Origin of the sequence: Candidatus Planktophila lacus (assembly GCF_002287925.1) — a bacterium.
Classification (GTDB): Bacteria; Actinomycetota; Actinomycetes; order Nanopelagicales; family Nanopelagicaceae; genus Planktophila; species Planktophila lacus.
Map to the genome: position 1 here is coordinate 461,856 of NZ_CP016769.1, position 17,926 is coordinate 479,781.

Genomic DNA, 17,926 nt, shown 5'->3' on the forward strand with positions numbered 1-17,926 from the left:
ATTTTTCCAACTAAGAAGCCAGGATTTTTATCGCACCATCAATGATTGTGATTACATTTCCCGCACAGCCCTTAATGACTTCACCGACGCCTTCGTGGCTAATCTCTTCCTTAGAAAGGCCTGCTGCTGGGTTGGCAACAGCTGCAATTGCTGCGTAACGAAGACCTGCCTCACGAGCCAAAGTTGCTTCAGGTACACCTGTCATTCCGACAACAGTTACACCCAACATCGCGCACATGCGGATTTCAGCCGGTGATTCAAAACGGGGACCGTTATAGACGGCGTAGATTCCACCTTCGTGCAATTTGATATCTGCTTTCTTCGCAGATTTTGCAAGCGCCGTTTGAATCTTCTTGTCATAGATATAGGTCATATCAATATGTTGAACGCCGCCTTCTTGGACACCATCAAAGAAGGTATCTGCGCGACCATGAGTGAAGTCGATGAAATCATCAACTAACTGCAATGCACCCGGCTTTAACTTCTTATCAACGCCGCCAACAACGTTTACGCCGATAACGAGTTCTGCGCCCCAGTTCTTTAGCGCTTGAATATTTGCGCGATAGTTAACTTGGCTAGGTGGCACGGTGTGGTTAACGCCATGGCGAGTTAAGAAAGCAACTTCTGCGCCATGCCATTTACCCGTTGTGATAACTGCCTGACCGTATGCGGTGTCGACAGTTGTAGGGGATTGGCCTTCGAGCGCTGGAAGGTTGTAGAAACCTGTGCCAGCGATGATTGCGATCTTCAATTTATTACTCCTTTAGACCGGCCATGAGACGGCCGATGTAGTTGCGATCTGCATCTTTGGAGTCAACGATCGCAACGATCTTTCCACCCGACATAACCGCGATGCGGTCTGAGAGGGAGAGAATTTCATCGAGTTCGGCAGATACCAAAAGTACGCCAGCGCCGTTATCGCGCGCTGAAATTAACTGGTTATGGATAAATTCGATTGAACCAACATCCACACCGCGAGTTGGCTGAGCTGCAACCAGAACAGGAAGTTCTTGGCTTAGCTCACGCGCCACAACAACTTTCTGCTTATTTCCACCAGAGAGTGAACTCGCTAGATTAAAGGCTGAAGGTGTGCGGATATCGAACTTCTCAACAAGTTGTTCGGCATTCTTAGCAACTTCGCCAAGGTTTCGAATCCAACCTTTAGCAAAAGGCGCTTGATCGAATTGGTTTAACACCAAGTTATCGGCGATCGAGTAATTAGCGACTAGACCATGCTTTTCACGATCTTCAGGTACATGTGAAATACCAGCTTCATGAACTGAATGTGGGGCCATATCTCTAGAAGCAACGCCGCTGATTAGAACTTCGCCTTCCTCGCGATGGCGCATACCGCAAATTGCTTCGACTAATTCGCGCTGACCATTTCCTTCCACGCCTGCAACACCAAGAATCTCGCCTTTATGAAGTACGAGATCTACTCCCTTAACTGACAAGATCTTGCGATCATCGCGAACTTGTAGCCCTTTAACTTCTAGAACAATTGCGCCGCGTTTGGCCTCAGTGCGATTGACCTGCAGAACAACAGAGCGCCCCACCATCATCTGCGCCAAGCCTGCTTCGTCGGTCTCTTTAGGAGTTGTTGTTCCGACTAGCTTTCCACCACGCAAAACGACTACGCGATCGGCAACAGCCATAACTTCGTGGAGTTTGTGGGTAATCAAGACAACGCCAACGCCTGATTTAGCGAGGTTACGAATAACACCTAATAGTTCATCAATCTCTTGTGGAGTTAGAACTGCAGTTGGCTCGTCGAGAATCAAAAGCTTTACATCTTTACGCAGCGCCTTAAGAATTTCCACGCGCTGCTGCATACCAACTGGAAGATCTTCGATTACCGCATCAGGATCTACTTCGAGGCCATAACGCTTTGATAGCGCGATGATTTCTGCGCGTGCTGCCTTCTGATTGATAAATAATCCGCGCTTTGGTTCATCTCCCAAGATCAAGTTTTCAGCAACAGTCATAACCGGTACCAACTGGAAGTGCTGGTGAACCATACCGACGCCACGTGAGATAACTCCTGCGGTATCGCCGAAGACGATTGGAGTGCCACCGATCTTGATCTCGCCAGAATCTGGCTTAATCAAACCAAATACTGCTTTGAGCAAAGTGGATTTTCCGGCGCCATTTTCGCCAAGCAGTGCAACAACTTCGCCAGCGTTAACAGTTAGCGAAACATTGTCGTTTGCAACAACTCCGGGATAGCGCTTGGTTACGCCAGTTACTTCAAGAAGAGCGCTCATTGTTACTGTCCCTTCTCATATGGTTGACCTTCTGCGGCAGGTGGTCGCACCTTGCCGGCAGAAATTGTTAAGACAACGATCGTTAAAACATATGGAAGTGCCGCGGTAAATTGAGAAGGAATATTCACAACCTGATCGATCATCAACTGGCTGGCATAAGCCTGAGTTAGCCCGAAGAAGAGCGCTGCTGCGAGTGCACCGAGTGGATTCCAGCGGCCGAAGATCATCAAGGCAAGTGCGGTGAAGCCCTTGCCGGCGATAAAGCCGCGTTCAAATGAACCAACTAGTTCGAGTGCCAGGTATGCGCCAGCAAGTGCACCGATCGCACCTGCGATCGTGACGTTGATGTAGCGCAGACGAGCTACTGAAACACCTGCAGTGTCAGCGCTAGATGGGTGTTCGCCAACTGCACGAGAGCGCAAGCCCCAAGGCGTGTGATAAATCCCCACATAGAGAATCAGAATTATCGCAAGACCTATGAAGGTAAGTGCTCCGTGGATAAAGAGAACTTGTCCAAAGAATGGAATCTTGGAAAGTAGTGGAATTTCAAATGATTGGAAGACCGAGGGAATTGTCTTTCCCTGAACGTAGAGAAATGAAGTCAGTCCAGTAGCCAAAATATTAATAATAGTTCCGGCGATAATCTGATCCATGCGCCAAGAAACTGCCATCAACGCCAAGATAAAGCCCATCAGCGCACCAACCATGAGAGCGGCGATGAGTCCGATGACGATGTTTTGAGTCAGATAAGAAACAAAGAAGGCGACGAATGCTGAGATAAGCATCGTTCCCTCAATACCAATATTTACGATACCGGTACGTTCGCACATGATTCCGACCATCGCTGCGAGTGCAAGGGGGAGTGCGAAAGCAGTACCTGTTGCGTAAACGGAAGTTGTTATATCTGCGTCACGAGAGTAGAAGAAAGCTGTCGCAGCAACTGCGAGCAAGATATAAATATTGCGCTTGGTGAGGTGTTTCATAATTAGTTACCCCATCCGCTAGTCATAGATTTATTCGAACTATTCTTAAAGAAGCGCGTAATTAGCGGCGCTGTTACAAAGAGCAGAATCAGCGCCATCAGGAGATCCACAATTTCTGGGGCAACGCCGGCATCAAATTGCATATTGGCAGCACCTGCTCGCATGCCACCAATCAAGATTGCGCCCGGGATAATTCCGATCGGATGAACGCGGCCCAGTAGTGCAATTGTGATTCCATCAAATCCCAAACCTAAGTTAAATGCTGGTGCGTAGCGATAAGTGATACCCAAAGTTTCGATTGCACCACCCAAGCCAGCAATCGCACCAGACACGACCATCGCTGAAACAACTGTGCGCTTCACCGAGATACCTGAATACCAAGCGGCATGGCGGTTGCGACCAACGGTTTCGATTCGGAAACCGCTGGTTGTGCGACCTAGAACCCACCAGATAAAGACGCCAAGGATTACTGCGATAAAGAATCCTGAAGGCAAGCTTCCAATGATTGGAAGCCTTGCACTTTCTGCAATCTCTGAAGTTCGCGTTAAGAATTGACCTGGCTCGCGCAATTTTCCTGATGCCAAATAATCAGCAATTGCCATCACAATACTGTTAAGCATGATCGTTGTAATAACTTCATGGACACCGCGGTAGGCCTTCAATAGACCTGAAATTGCGGCAACAATTGATCCGAAGAATGCGCCGATTATCAACGCAACTGGAATGTGAATATATCCAGGAAGACCATCAAAGGTAACGCCGGCCCAAGCAGCCGCAAGTGAGCCAGAGAGAAGTTGTCCTTGAGCGCCGATATTAAATAAGCCAGCGCGTAAACCAACTGCAACTGCGAGTCCGCTTAAGACAAGAGGAGTTGATTTGCCAAGCGTTGCTCCAATTCCTTCAATGGAACCAAAGGCGGTTTTAAAGAGTGACTTGTAAGCAACAACTGGATCGAGTCCTTGCAACTTTATTAATATTCCGCCAATAAAGAGCGCAATAAAAACTGCAATTATCGGAATCAACCAAGAGCCAACATCAAACTTTTTATCTGTCTTTTCCAGATCGGTTTTTATGGATTTCGTCTCGCTCATAATTGGCTATCTTATTGGTTTTTTGTAATAAAGAAAGAGGAAGGAAACTGTAAAGATGGCTGGAGAAATGAAAGAGCGGGTGTGCATTTGCACACCCGCTCTTTCAACTAACTCTCAGATTATTAATTAACCCTTGAAGCCAGTTGCAATTGAACCAGCAAGAACTGCTGTTGTTGTCTTCTTCAAACGTACCTTGACTGCTGCAGGAACTTTTGATTCCAAGTCGTGGTGTGGTGCAAGACCAACTTGACCTGTGTAGTTTCCGCCCTTGATTGTTCCGGCCTTAGCCTGACCAACAAGTGTTGCAACTCCAAGTACTAGCTTCTTCTCTGCAGAAGTGACGAGACATGACTTTGCTTCAGGAACTGTGTAGTACTGATCGATGTCAACACCGATGCAGAGCGCGCCAGCCTTTTGGGCTACCTTGCCGATAGCACCGTTACCAGTTGATCCACCTGCACCGAAGATAACGTCGTATCCCTGTGTAAGTAGCTGGTTAGCAGTTGTTGCGCCCCATGCTGGATCTGAGAAAGCGTTATCGCCAGCTGCGTGGTAAACAACAGTTGACTTGATCTTCTTGCTGCGCTGCTTAGCTGCGTATGCAATTCCGCCTTCGTATCCTTCACCGAACTTGCGAACAGGAAGTACTTCCTTCATACCGAATACTGCGCCGACCTTGTTGGTCTTTGTTAGGTATCCAGCGAGGTAACCGGCCAAGAAGCCAGCCTTATCTTCGTCGAAGATCAAACCTGTGTAGTTAGTTTCTGTTGATGCGTTGAACTGATCAACACCGATGAACTTGATCTTTGGATAAAGCTTTGCAGCAGCTGCTGAAGCATCACCCATCAAGAAGCCGACAGTTACGATTGCGTTGTAACCCTTGTCAGCGAAAAGTTTGATGTTCTTTGCGTAATCTTTTGAATCTGTAGTTTCGATGTACTTAGCGAAACCGCCGGCTTTCTTAGCGCCTGCTACAGCGCCTTCCCATGCTGCTTGGTTGAATGACTTGTCGTCAATCTTTCCAAGGTCAGTTACGAGACCAACGCAAAATTCGCCAGCCTTACCGCAATCTGCTTCTGTTGTTGCAGCATTTGCTGGAACAATGAAGCCAACTGTTGCAAGAGCGAGTGCAGCTGTAATGGCTGAAATTCTCTTAATCAAGTGGAGCTCCTTATATAGACGCGGTCGATTAGGGCAATCGACCTACAAAACGTTTGTGGGGTAAGAGTAACCGAGCCCAAGAAATGCGCTATTCACCCGCCGTTTTATGCACGTTAATCTTTATTACTTTTTGATTAACTTGAACCTTCAACTTGAGGTTTAGGTCCTATGATTTACGCATGAGATCAAAGAGATTGGCAGCATTCGCAGTGCTAGCGCTCTTATTCTCGGGTTCGCCCACCGCTGAGGCTTTATCTAAAGGCTCTTTCTACCTAGAGCTAAAGACTGGTTGCTATAGCGCCAATAAAGCGCCAACTAAATCAAGCCGCTGGACCGATACAAATTACAAAACTCTTTATCCAACCGGTTGCACTGACCCACATCATTACGAAGTCTTTTACATCGGCAAGATAAAGGCGAAAGATTTAAATTCTGATGCTGCAAAGAAAGAGGCGGGAATCGCTTGTGATAATGCCGCGATTGCCACGCTTACTGGACAGAAAGAGTTGCCACCGACTTTAACTTATGGATATTTCTTTCCAGATCCTGGAGCTGAAGAGAAGAAGTACGGCAAGAAGATCTTGTGCTTCTTTAGAGTTGCCGATCCCAAGAACGACAAGTTAACGCTTTCGATCAAACGCACTTTCCGCGAAGTCAGTTACGTTTAATTCCTCTCGCTCGCGCCCTTACCGAAGTATCTCTTCTGCGCTTTGCGCGCCTCTGAATAATGCGCGTATGCCTTCTGGGTGCTTTCCAAAGTAGAGACTGCAGGAATCGGAACTTCCCACCACGCTTCTCCACCCGGTGCATAAAGCAGCGGATCGCTATTTATATGGATCAGCGTTGCAGTTGGGTGCGCCTTAGCAACCTTCATCGCTGCAGATAGATCTGCAATGGCGTTAGGAGTTTCAGCGATGCGAATTACATTCATTCCGAGGCTCTCGGCATTTGTTGCAAGATCAACTGGCAAGACATCGCCGGTTTCGTGGTTATTGGCTTTCTTATCGCGGAAGCGGTACTTGGTACCAAAGCGTTGTGAGCCAATATCTTCAGAGAGATGGCCGATCGAAGCAAAGCCATGGTTCTGCACCAAGACGACAATAAATTTCAGGCCTTCTGCAACCGCGGTAACGAGTTCGGTATGCATCATTAAGTAAGAGCCATCACCCATCATCACAACTGGTGTACGTGATGAATCAGCGCGAGCGACACCTAAACCTGCAGCGATCTCATATCCCATACAAGAGAAGGCATATTCCATGTGATATCCAAGTGGATCACGTACGCGCCATAACTTATGGAGATCACCAGGAAGTGAACCGGCTGCACCAACCAGAACATCACGCGGATCGGTTGCCGCCTGTACTGCACCGATGATCTCGCTCTGGCTTGGCTTGGCTAACTTTTGATCAATAAAAGATGCATCAACAATTGCATTCCAGGTTGTCTTCTCTTCAGCAATCTTCTTGGCATATGCCGCATCTAGCGCATATCCATTTAGCTCTTGTAAAAGTTCAGTTAACGCCTCGCGCGCATCGGCAACAACCGGAATTGCGCTGCCATGCTTAAAGGCATCGAAGGCGGTTACGTTGATATTGATGAATTTAACATCTGGGTTTTGAAAGACGGTGCGTGATGCGGTTGTGAAATCGCTATATCGAGTGCCGATACCAATTACTAGGTCCGCATCTTTAGCTAGTCGGTTTGAGGTAGTTGTTCCTGTTGCGCCCACTGAACCGCACATTTGTGGGTGATCCCAATTAAGTGAACCCATTCCGGCTTGTGAAACACCAACTGGAATACCAGTTGCTTCCACGAACTTAGTGAGCGCTGCATGTGCATCGGAGTAGATAACTCCGCCACCAGCAACGATAAATGGACGCTTTGCGTTGCGAATCGCCTTTGCAGCAACTGCGCTGACACCCGCATCTGGGCGTGGACGGCGGATATGCCATTCGCGATCTGCCAAGAATTCTTCAGGAACCTCAATCGTTTCGGCCTGCACATCTTCTGGAAGACAGATAGTTACTGCACCTGTTTCGGCAGGATCGGTTAACACACGCATTGCGCCAAGCAGCGAACTAAAGATCTGCTCTGGACGGTTGATGCGATCGAAGAATTTAGATAGCGGCTTAAATGCATCATTAACCGACATTGTGAAGTCATATGGTTGTTCTAACTGCTGCAGAACAGGATCGGCAACGCGGTTAGCAAAGGTATCTGCCGGAAAGAGCAACACAGGTAAACGATTCGTCGTTGCAACTGCGGCACCTGTGAGCATATTTGTTGCTCCTGGCCCAACCGATGATGCGCAAGCAAAGGTAGAACGGCGACGAGTCATGCGGGCATAAGCCGATGATTCGTGAACCATTGCTTGTTCATTACGCGCCTGGTGATACGGCATTAAATCTGGATCAGTCGTTGATAACTGCTTTAGCGCTTGTCCGATACCAGCAACGTTGCCGTGTCCAAAGATTCCAAAGACACCCTGAATAGTTCGCTCGCGATGTGTGCCATCAACTGTGTATTGACGTGCCAAGAATTCGACGATTGCTTGACCGACGCTCATCTTACGAGTTGCCATTTGTAGCTCCCTTGATGTCTCTATTAAATAGTTCTAGATCAATTAGTTCTGTGGGAAGCCGAGGTTGATTCCACCATGGCTTGGATCTAACCAGCGGCTAGTAATCGCCTTGCCGCGAGTAAAGAAGTGAACGCCTTCTTCACCGTGCGCCTTAGTGTCACCAAATAACGATTGTTTCCAACCACCGAATGAGTAGTAAGCAACTGGCACAGGAATCGGAACGTTAATTCCGACCATGCCAACTTGAATCTCATTCTGGAAGCGACGCGCTGCGCCACCATCGTTGGTAAAGATCGCAGTTCCGTTGCCGAATGCACCGCTATTAATTAGCGCAACGCCTTCGTCGTATGTCTTTACGCGAACAATAGAAAGGACTGGACCGAAGATTTCATCCTTATAAACACTTGAAGTAGTTGGTACTTGGTCGATCAGGGTTGGTCCAAGCCAGAAACCTGCAGCCTCACCGTCGGCCTTTACGCCGCGACCATCAACAACAACCTTTGCACCATCTTTAACAGCGACATCAATGTATGAAGCGACCTTGTCACGGTGTTCTTTGGTAACAAGTGGACCCATATCGCAACCACGGCGACCATCACCGGTGCGAAGCTTGTCCATACGAGTAACAATCTTCTCGATTAGCGCATCTGCAACTGGCTCAACTGCAACGACAACTGAGATCGCCATGCAACGTTCTCCCGCAGAACCAAAGCCTGCGTTGATTGCTGAATCCGCAACGAGTTCAAGGTCGGCATCTGGCAGAACCAACATGTGGTTCTTTGCGCCACCTAGTGATTGCACACGCTTTCCAGCCTTCGCACATTCTTCGTAGATATAACGTGCAATTGGAGTTGAACCAACGAATGAAATTGATTCAACATCAGGGGAGTGCAGCAATCCATCTACTGATTCTTTATCGCCATTGAGAACGTTAAAGACGCCATCAGGCAGACCCGCTTCTTTCCAAAGCTTTGCAATCCAGATTGATGCAGTTGGATCTTTCTCAGATGGCTTCAATACAACTGTGTTACCGGCAGCGATTGCGATTGGGTAGAACCACATCGGAACCATCGCTGGGAAGTTAAATGGAGAGATGATGCCAACTACGCCAAGTGCCTGGCGAGTTGAATAAACATCCACACCTGTTGAAACGTTTTCAGAGTAATAACCCTTAATAAGTTGTGGCATTCCAACTGCAAACTCGACTACTTCTTGGCCACGGGTAATTTCACCGAGGGCATCAGATAAAACTTTTCCGTGCTCGCTAGTGATGATCTCGGCGAGCTCACCCTTTTTAGCATTTAGAAGTTCGCGGAATTTAAAGACGATCTGTTGACGCGCTGCGAGTGAAGTCTTTGACCAACCAGGAAATGCCTTCTTCGCAGATGCGATAGCAGCGTTGATCTCTGCCGCATTTGCCAGCGCAACGCGCTTTGTCTCAACACCTAAAGCAGGGTCATAGACAGGAGCTGTGCGTCCTGATGTGCTTGGTACTTCTTTATTATCAATCCAGTGGCCAACAGTTGTAGTCATAGCCTCATCCTATGACGGCAACCCCAGATTTATAAACGGTCCGAATCTTGATACTGGCCACATCGTGCGGCGCGATTGCCAGCGGGTTCTGCTCCAGAATCATCAAATCCGCCTGCATCCCGACAGCGATCTCACCGAAGCGCTTTTCATTAAAGCCTTGGTAGGCAACGCCTGCGGTGTAGAAAGACAGACTCTCTTCAATCGTTATCGCCTCGTGTGCGCTCCAACCTTCAGCCGGCCATTTATCAGGCGACTGGCGATGGGTTGGAACAGCCAGCGCCAATAAAGGAATGTATGAGGTAACTGGCCAATCGCTTCCGTAACTCATACGCGCACCACTTTTGATCATCGACTTCAGTTGATATTGACGATTATTTCGCTCATCACCAATGCGCGGTGCAATAAGTTCTTTATTCATCGGATCTAGATAAGTCCACAAAGGTTGATAATTTGCGATCACGCCAAGAGATGCAAAACGTGGCAGATCTGCTTCATCAATTAACTGCGCATGTGTAATTACCGGACGGCGATCCCACTTGGGATTTACTGCAACCATCTTTTCAATCGTATCTAACGACTGACGCACCGCAGCATCGCCGATGGCGTGCATATGTAATTGAAAACCTAGCGAATCAAATAGAACAGCGGCATCCAAGATTTCGTCATCGTTCCAGATCAATAGACCCTTTGATGTTGGATCATCTAAATATGGAGATAACAAAGCAGCAGTGCCGGCAGATAAAGCACCATCGCCAATAATCTTTATCGTCTTACATGCCAACTTCGACTTTGGACCAAGTGCCTTAACTTGTTCGCGAATCTGCCCGAAGTAGTTGACGTTATCTCGCCATGAATCAGGCTGTGCCAACAGATATAGGTCCATATCAATCTTTAGCGCACCACTTTTATCAGCGGCCATATATGCCTCTGCCATACCCTCGCGAACCCACGCATCAACGGATGCGGTTACTCCACTTTCTAAGTAGCGCTGCGATGACCAAGCAATTGCTGCCACATCATCTTCCAGCGTGCGCTCTGGCGCATGTTTCATAATCAAATCCATGGCAGATGGCTCGCGAAGTGTGCCGCGTGCTGATCCATCAGGGTTGCGGGCAATCGTTCCGCCATCAGGATCAACGGTTGCAACGGTGATTCCAGCAATCTCAATAGCTTTGCTATTTACCCAAATCGTATGGTGATCAACTGCCTGCAATACAACAGGACGATCGCTAACAACTTCATCTAACCAAGTTGCTAAGAAGTCTCCACCGTTAACAGCGGCAGCTTCATAAGCGCCGCCAATAATCCACGGCGTATTTGGATTGGCATCTGCAAACCTTTTTACTTCGGCAACCATTTCAGCAACAGTCTGCAGACCATTTACCAGCGGTCCTTGCGCTTCGCGTCCACCAAATAACGGATGCGCATGTCCATCCATAAATGCTGGTGCCATAAATGCGCCTGCTAAATCGACAACGTTATCTCCAGGTTGAGCTGCACCATTTACCTCAACGATCTTCTCGCCATCGATGCGCACAGAGTCTGCAACACAACCGATGCCACACCAGATAGTGCCGCCGCTAAAGAAAGTTGCCACTTGTGCTCCCGCCCTAGTTTCTAGAAAACTCTAGAAAAGAATTGGCGCAAGTCTAGGGGTTACTTCTTTTTATATCCCGCCGGGCACTTAGGACTAACTGCCGTTACCTTCTTAGTGGTCTTTCCCTTTACGCAAGAGATTGTGATCTTCTTAGAGGCGACCGGCGCCACAACCTTCTCCTGAGAAAGCTTTACGTTGATAGTTGGCGCAGAGAATGTAAATCCCTTAGCAGAGAGATAGAGCCATCCGTTCTTCTCGTTAACGATAGTGGTGGCAACTTTCTTCTCACCTTCATCGGAGGTAATTGAAATCTCTGCCTTGATCGGAGCGCTTGAGAAACCATAGAGACAACGCGCAATATCGCTACGCATCGACAAGTCGTAACTTCCGGAGGCGAGAGAGCCATTTGCTTCATAATGCGGTGAAGCAACTTTATAGGTGAGCGATTGCGATTCTTTATCAAATGTCGGAGGACCAGGTAGATAAGTAAGGGCATTGGTTGTTACAAGACCTGCAACGTTTCCTGTGTTATCTGAACATTTCTGAACATCACTGGAATTCTGGCCGTAATTCATTGCTTTAAAGGCCCAAGTTGTGTTTGTCGATGTTGCCTTATCTTTATATGCGGGGGCAAAGGCCGCAGCTAAATCAACCATTACAGCTGAAGAGGAACCGTCGTTGATGCGTGCTTCTCTTATTCCATCCCCGCTCTTTCCGAAGTATCTATCAGTAAAAACAATGTCTCGAACTTTCTGTGGAATCTCTGCATTAGGAACAGAGAAGTTCAACGTTGGAACACGTACTGGTTCGGCTTCGACTGAAATTTCCTGTCCAGTTTTCCAATTCTTAATCGTTACATCAGGCAGTGCCAAACGTCCGTGGTACCAACCAGATAACTTTGTTCCCATGCGCAGCGAAACACCAAAGCGATAGCCCGCTGGAAATTCACGAACGGCTTCACAGACATTTACATCAGTTCCGACACAACGCGAACCGTCTGGCAAATACCAATTTCCAGTATCGCCCCAGTTAACCCAAGAAGCACGAGCGGTGCCGTTATCACGCGGCTGAATCAATCTATATTGCCCAGGAATTTCTTCGACAGGCGATATTCCAGTCTTTAGCTCGCTAAGGAAAATCTTTCGTGCACTAATTGGCTCACCAACTTTCTTCTCTGGTTGAGCAAGCATAAATTGAGATGATACAAAGTATGTATCTTTACCTGCGCTATTGATGACGCCAGGTATTTGCCACAGCGCACCTTGCCCTGTTCCATCCGGCAAATTGATCGCAACATTTTCTTTAAATGTAAATTTCCCGTAATCCAGTGGAACAGATTTAACTAATTTTCCAGGAATCTTTTTTCCGGCCGAGTCAACCGCCCAAACATCAGCGATACATGCAACGCTTGATGCATCGGTACAAACAGTGAGATTTACATATCCGATAATTCCAGCCGCATCAGTGCAAATCTTGTCCTCGAGATCATCGCAACGAAGCCAAGTTTCCTGCGAATCCAAGTTGCCTTTACCGAAGACAACATTTGGTGAGCGACCAAACTCCAACCCATCTTCGATTAGCAGTCCGAGTAGAGGAATATCTGGAGCGAACTTCATTCCGGCGTTAGCCGTATTGGCCTGAACCAACGAACCCAACAAAAGCGCAGCAACTAGAGCTGCTCCATATTTACGGACTGACTTCACGTAAAACCCCATTCGCAACTGACCGATACAGCCTAGTTAGGCCTATATATCTGCCGTCAATTACCCCCGCGATTTATGCAGGGCTATTCCAGTTCCTTGGGCGCCTGCATCGTAAGCGGTGGGATCGCAGGCTTATCTTCCTCGAGTTCCTTCATATTCTTATCTATCTCCTGGATTACCCGATCGATGCCGTACTCGGCGGCAATCAGGGCGCAGGATAAGAAGCGGTTAAATTCGCGGCCATCGCGGGCGCCAAATAACACCCCCGAAGTCTTCTGGCGATTGCTGACGTGGAAGATGTAATCGGTTTCATCGGCACTTGCCGCAGCACCGTTCCACTTTGAGAAGGCCCACTCTTTGGTATTAAACATTCCGTTAAACAAAACGCGCTGGGTCGTTAGCAGAACATCGCCGACTTCAGCATATTTCTGAATCGGATCGCCTGAAACATAAGTACCGCGCGTTGCGCCAACGCGATAACGAATACCGGCAACCACCGGAATGCTTAGCCCTTGGCTAGAGCCTTGAAAACTTCCGGCGCCTCGACCTGCTTCGTGGAATTGACCTTGCGCTGTCCAGAGAACTATTTCGCCAGCCTTTTGAATCGTCTGATTAACAACAACATCTTCACCTTTAGCCGCCAATAGAAATGCATCGCGCGCCTTCTGAAAGATTTCAATATCGCTCTGCCAATCGGTTAACTCGGCATCGTAAACTTCCATCGCGCCTTTATATGCGCGCTTAGCTTTCCAATTAGCGATAAATCCCATGGCCTAATTCTGCCCAACTAGCGCCGGTTTGTCCGAACTTTCATCAACTAACTTCCATTTAATTGCTAGACGGATAGCAAAACCTTTAAACCACCGCGGAGCCCAGATCTTACGTGGCTTTGAAAAGTAGAGGATCAGGAGAGCAGGAAAGAGAATCATTAAGAAATCTGAAAATGGCGATGTCAGCCCTTCCCAGAATGGATATGAAGTCGGCGGGTTATCAGCCAATTTTGGGGGAGTTTTATCAAAAACAACGCTCCAGTCCATTAGCGCGTGCACCAACACTGGAACCCAAATGCTGCGCGTTGCAATCATGATCGCGCACATCAAGAAACCAAAACAGAAAGCGCTCATCACATGCCAATAGGCCAACCATGGATCCCAGTCACTGCCCGTGTAGAGATTTAAATGCATGAGCCCGAAGAAGAGCGATGAAACAAATATCGCTGCCTTATGGCTCCGCCTCTTTAACACGCCATATATAAAGCCACGAGCAACGATTTCTTCACCGAAACCTATAGAGAGCAAGAAGATAATCCCGGGCACCGCAACTTTCCACGGTTTCATCACGTTATCTTCATTAGAGATAACTGAAATCAAGATCGCAGCAGAGAGAGCCATGGCAAAGATTGAACCAGGTGAAATACGAGGCAATCCAAAGTATTCAAGCGTTGGCAAATTAAATCGCTTAATGAAAAAGAGAAATACCAAACCCATCACAACGAAAGCCGCGATATTGCTGGCGCTTCCAGACGGATCCATAAATGGAACGCGCACATATCGCAGCAACAAAATTGCAAAGAACGAGAACCCCGCTAAGGAGAACCCGATCTGTAATCGCTTCATACCTGCAAAGCTAGCGAGCCCCACTGACAAACGTGGTTCATATCTATCCACAGCAAAGTAAAAAACCTAAGTCAGCAAACTTCTACTGACTTAGGTTCCGTCCTGCGTACCGCTGTAGCTCATTGGATAGAGCATCCCACTAACTACGGGAATGGTAGCGGGTTCGAACCCCGCCAGCGGTACGCACACCTAATGGCCACGCCGTAGTAAAGCGTGGCCATTAGTATTTTCTAACGCAGAGTAACTATTTACTTAGCAACCAAAGACCCAATACTTTTGGCTATGAAACTTCGCGCAGTAGCCGTGGCCTTAGCCCTCTGCGCATCTACCTTTACTCAACCTGCCAACGCTGGATTAAACGCAGAAATTGATCTCTCCAATCCGCGAATTGTTCCGATCTATGGCTCTGATTCGCCGACACCTCCCAATATTGGTGATCAGGCTTCTTACTCGGGCTTTCTTTATTCATCACGAATAGTTTTCTCGGCCGCTCATTCTGAATATCAATTCGATCAGCAAGGAAACAAGATCCTATTCGGTTCCAAGTATTTATTTGTTGGTCTGCCTAATTCGACAGCAGGAGACTATAAGGGTGCTGTAAAAGTAGAATTGAGATTAGTCGCAAAAAACTACAGATCTAAAAATGGCAATCTCGATGATTTTGCGATCTATGTTCTCGAGAAAGATTTAATTCCAGCGGATCCAGTCAGGCTGTTAACCCTAGAGCTTGAAGCTGAAATTCGTGAATCCAAGACGCCAATAAAGATGCATGGTTATGGAGAATATATAGATCGCTGCGATGTCAACGAAAAACTGCCGTGTACATCTAAGTACCAAAAAACCTTTCAGCCCAGATCTTTAACTACCATTTTGCGAACTCTTAAAGAGGCCGAAGCGATTGTTGGTTATGAGCGCCAACAATTACAAAATCATCTAGTAATGAACAATGGAAAAGCAGGATTCGGGTGCAGTGGTGATTCAGGAGGCTCCATCACATCAACTTACAAAAATGAGTTGATTTACATGGCTACAACGCCAAACGGCATGAATGCCTATTCATGCGGAGCGGCCGGAGATCACGACGGCAAAGGGGGAATCAACTACGCATCTCCTGTTTACAAGCACCTTGATATTTTGAAGGAAGCCGAAGATTACGTCGCTGCAGCGCTAGCCAAAGAGGCGGAAGCAAAAGCCGCACTCGTTAAAAAGAAATCAACGATCACCTGCGTTAAAGGCAAGACTTCAAAGAAGGTAACTGCCGTTTCACCCAAGTGCCCAACTGGCTTTAAATTAAAGAGGTTATAAAAGGTAACCTTTTGCCACCTCGTCTGGTAGGCTGAACCCGTTGAATTAAAGGAGGCCGCCTTGGCACAAACTGTAAAACTCTCCGATGAACTCGTAGAAGATGCCAAGCGCATCGCCGCCGTTGAACACCGTTCCGTTCCGCGCCAGATTGAGTTCTATTTCCGTATGGCGCTGATCGCAGAAGAAAACCCTGATCTTTCATTTTCGTTGATCAGAGAGATTATGAAAGCCGACGCCGAGGAAGCAACTGAGGAATACACCTTCGGCTGATGAAGATTAGCTATGGTGCTCAGTTCGCTCGTTCTCTAAATCGCCTTCATAAGAATCAAAAACGCGCCCTAGATAAAGCGGTCATGGCGATCGCAGCAAACCCAAAACTCGGCGATGCCAAAATCGGCGACCTCACCGGCGTCAGCGTTTACAAATTCAAGGCTAATCAAACTCAATGGCTTCTTGCCTACCGCATAGTCTCCCGCCAAGAAATTACATTGTTGGTTTTCGGCCCACATGAAAACTTTTATCGCGATTTAAAAAAATCCGATCAATAGCCAATTTATAGATTTACCGAATACGATCCGATTATGACAATTTCACTTCAGCGCGCACTCGAACATATGGCTTGGGCCAATCAAGAGATCTACAAGTTAATTGCCGAGCTACCCGATGAAGCGCTCGATGCCTATGCAACTGACCCAGAATTTCCGGTCCGCGAAATCCTGCGCCACATCGCATCATCATCCGGCAGTTACGCATCGCGCCTCGAAGAGACAGCCCCCGTCGTACTAGAGCAGCCAAAGAACATGGCCGAACTCCGCGAGCTCTCAAAAATTCTTGCAGTAAATGATGCTCGCCTTTTGAAACTTGTTGATCTCGAAGATAAAACAATTTCAATAACTCGCGATGGCGAAACCACACATTGGTTACGCTCGACAATCATCACTCAAGCGGTGCACCACTCAATCGAACACCGCGCTCACGCAGTTTCTGCACTAGAAGCCCGCGGCTACAAAAAAGTTGATCTAGACGTATTCGACGTCTGGGGCTTTGAACTCAGCCTGCGCTAGCGAGTCTGTGAAGCGCAGAACGGGCAAACGCTCTTAACTATTGCTACCTTTGTCCTCATGTTCAGGGCCAAAGCCGTAGCCGCCAAGTACAGCGGTGCGTTAGCAATATCGCTAGCTCTCTTTTCGGCCGGCTTTGTCATGGTCCACGCTTGCCACACAGATCAAACCTCTCATGAAAGCGTGAGCGGCCACCATCAGGCTGATGAGGCTGCCTCAACTATTTTTACTAGCGATAATTCATTAGTAGCGAAGGTGTGTTCAGCTACATTCTTTTTTGTCTTGATATTTGGCCGTAAAGTTAAATTAAAGAAAATTAACCGATTACGCCTTGAACTAGTATCACAAGCGACATTCCGAGTGGCCTCGTTACGAAGCCCACCAAATTTGAAGTATGCATTATCTATTTCTCAATTAGGAGTTATTCGAATCTAATCCAACCTCGTTAAAACTTACCTGTTTACCTAACGAGCAAAGGATTATTTATGTTGAAAAAAGTTGTTGTTGCATTCTTATTTACCATCTCGCTATTGCCCGCTAACCCTGCGGTAGCGAGTTCTCACGCCAAGTCGCTTAGCAATCTCAGTGGTACCGACATCATGTTCGCGCAAATGATGATTCCTCACCACCAACAAGCCGTCGACATGTCGAAATTTGCCCTGAAAAATAGCTCCAATAAGGCGATCAGGTCCCTTGCCACTGCCATCGTATCCAGTCAGGGTAAAGAGATAGCCCAGATGAAATTTTGGTTAAGCGCCACTAAATCATCGGCAACGATGGGTCACCACATGGATATGAACGGGATGATTTCTGATAAGCAGATGAAGGCTCTCGGTGGCTTAAAAGGAGCAAAGTTCGATAAGGCGTTCATTACCGCCATGATTGAGCACCATCAAGGCGCTCTTGAAATGGTAGTCATGCTGGAAACATCAAAGAACTCCGAAGCCAAAAAATTGGCCAAGGATATTCTCCGCGTCCAAAAATCCGAGATCGCCACCATGAAGAAACTTTTAGCGACATTCGCTTAA

The 17,926-nt window shown here is 47.5% G+C and carries 17 protein-coding genes and 1 tRNA gene; 7 read left to right on the forward strand and 11 right to left on the reverse strand.

Features of this window, described 5'->3' with window-relative positions; all coding sequences use genetic code 11:
* Positions 1-10: 10 nt before the first annotated feature.
* From A1s21148_RS02325 to A1s21148_RS02345, 5 genes are all read right to left on the reverse strand, one after another.
* The gene (locus tag A1s21148_RS02325; RefSeq protein WP_095670873.1) at positions 11-751 is read right to left on the reverse strand and encodes an S-methyl-5'-thioinosine phosphorylase; all 741 of its coding nucleotides are present in this window, start codon (positions 749-751) and stop codon (positions 11-13) included.
* A gap of 4 nt (positions 752-755) precedes the next feature.
* Entirely contained in the window at positions 756-2,264 is a 1,509-nt protein-coding gene (locus tag A1s21148_RS02330) for an ABC transporter ATP-binding protein (protein WP_095670874.1), read from the reverse strand.
* Between the two features lie 2 nt (positions 2,265-2,266).
* Positions 2,267-3,247 (reverse strand): ABC transporter permease, encoded by a 981-nt coding sequence (locus tag A1s21148_RS02335; protein WP_095670875.1) that lies wholly within the window; start codon positions 3,245-3,247, stop codon positions 2,267-2,269.
* Between the two features lie 2 nt (positions 3,248-3,249).
* Positions 3,250-4,338 (reverse strand): ABC transporter permease, encoded by a 1,089-nt coding sequence (locus A1s21148_RS02340; RefSeq protein ID WP_095670876.1) that lies wholly within the window; start codon positions 4,336-4,338, stop codon positions 3,250-3,252.
* Positions 4,339-4,464: 126 nt separating this feature from the next.
* Complete coding sequence (locus A1s21148_RS02345; RefSeq protein WP_095670877.1) at positions 4,465-5,499, reverse strand: BMP family ABC transporter substrate-binding protein; 1,035 nt, start codon at positions 5,497-5,499, stop codon at positions 4,465-4,467.
* A 179-nt stretch (positions 5,500-5,678) separates the two neighbouring features.
* Here A1s21148_RS02345 and A1s21148_RS02350 point away from each other — a divergent pair, with 179 nt between their 5' ends.
* Complete coding sequence (locus A1s21148_RS02350; RefSeq protein WP_125932382.1) at positions 5,679-6,167, forward strand: hypothetical protein; 489 nt, start codon at positions 5,679-5,681, stop codon at positions 6,165-6,167.
* Here A1s21148_RS02350 and iolD read toward each other — a convergent pair.
* The 6 genes from iolD to A1s21148_RS02380 all read right to left on the reverse strand — a co-directional run bounded on the left by iolD (position 6,164) and on the right by A1s21148_RS02380 (position 14,532).
* Positions 6,164-8,083: a 3D-(3,5/4)-trihydroxycyclohexane-1,2-dione acylhydrolase (decyclizing) gene (gene iolD, locus A1s21148_RS02355; protein ID WP_223299414.1), complete on the reverse strand. Its 1,920-nt coding sequence runs from the start codon at positions 8,081-8,083 to the stop codon at positions 6,164-6,166. The two genes, A1s21148_RS02350 and iolD, sit on opposite strands and share 4 nt — an antisense overlap.
* 42 nt (positions 8,084-8,125) lie before the next feature.
* Positions 8,126-9,616 (reverse strand): CoA-acylating methylmalonate-semialdehyde dehydrogenase, encoded by a 1,491-nt coding sequence (locus A1s21148_RS02360; protein WP_095670879.1) that lies wholly within the window; start codon positions 9,614-9,616, stop codon positions 8,126-8,128.
* A gap of 4 nt (positions 9,617-9,620) precedes the next feature.
* A complete protein-coding gene (locus A1s21148_RS02365) occupies positions 9,621-11,213 on the reverse strand; it encodes an amidohydrolase (protein ID WP_223299415.1) in 1,593 nt (530 codons plus the stop codon).
* 59 nt (positions 11,214-11,272) lie between these two features.
* Entirely contained in the window at positions 11,273-12,916 is a 1,644-nt protein-coding gene (locus A1s21148_RS02370; RefSeq protein WP_095670880.1) for a hypothetical protein, read from the reverse strand.
* 83 nt (positions 12,917-12,999) lie between these two features.
* Entirely contained in the window at positions 13,000-13,686 is a 687-nt protein-coding gene (locus tag A1s21148_RS02375; RefSeq protein WP_095670881.1) for a hypothetical protein, read from the reverse strand.
* A gap of 3 nt (positions 13,687-13,689) precedes the next feature.
* Complete coding sequence (locus tag A1s21148_RS02380; protein ID WP_095670882.1) at positions 13,690-14,532, reverse strand: CPBP family intramembrane glutamic endopeptidase; 843 nt, start codon at positions 14,530-14,532, stop codon at positions 13,690-13,692.
* A 108-nt stretch (positions 14,533-14,640) separates the two neighbouring features.
* Here A1s21148_RS02380 and A1s21148_RS02385 point away from each other — a divergent pair.
* From A1s21148_RS02385 to A1s21148_RS02410, 6 genes are all read left to right on the forward strand, one after another.
* Positions 14,641-14,714 (forward strand) — tRNA-Val (locus tag A1s21148_RS02385).
* A gap of 100 nt (positions 14,715-14,814) precedes the next feature.
* Positions 14,815-15,837, forward strand: a complete 1,023-nt coding sequence (locus A1s21148_RS02390; protein ID WP_095670883.1) for a trypsin-like serine protease — start codon at positions 14,815-14,817, stop codon at positions 15,835-15,837.
* A gap of 60 nt (positions 15,838-15,897) precedes the next feature.
* Positions 15,898-16,107 carry a TA system antitoxin ParD family protein gene (locus A1s21148_RS02395; protein ID WP_095670884.1) on the forward strand — a complete coding sequence of 70 codons (210 nt, stop codon included), beginning with the start codon at positions 15,898-15,900 and terminating at the stop codon, positions 16,105-16,107.
* Positions 16,107-16,385, forward strand: a complete 279-nt coding sequence (locus A1s21148_RS02400; protein WP_095670885.1) for a type II toxin-antitoxin system RelE/ParE family toxin — start codon at positions 16,107-16,109, stop codon at positions 16,383-16,385. The genes A1s21148_RS02395 and A1s21148_RS02400 overlap by 1 nt, the downstream gene beginning before the upstream one ends.
* 33 nt (positions 16,386-16,418) lie before the next feature.
* The gene (locus A1s21148_RS02405) at positions 16,419-16,901 is read left to right on the forward strand and encodes a DinB family protein (protein ID WP_095670886.1); all 483 of its coding nucleotides are present in this window, start codon (positions 16,419-16,421) and stop codon (positions 16,899-16,901) included.
* A gap of 482 nt (positions 16,902-17,383) precedes the next feature.
* Positions 17,384-17,926 (forward strand): DUF305 domain-containing protein, encoded by a 543-nt coding sequence (locus A1s21148_RS02410; RefSeq protein WP_095670887.1) that lies wholly within the window; start codon positions 17,384-17,386, stop codon positions 17,924-17,926.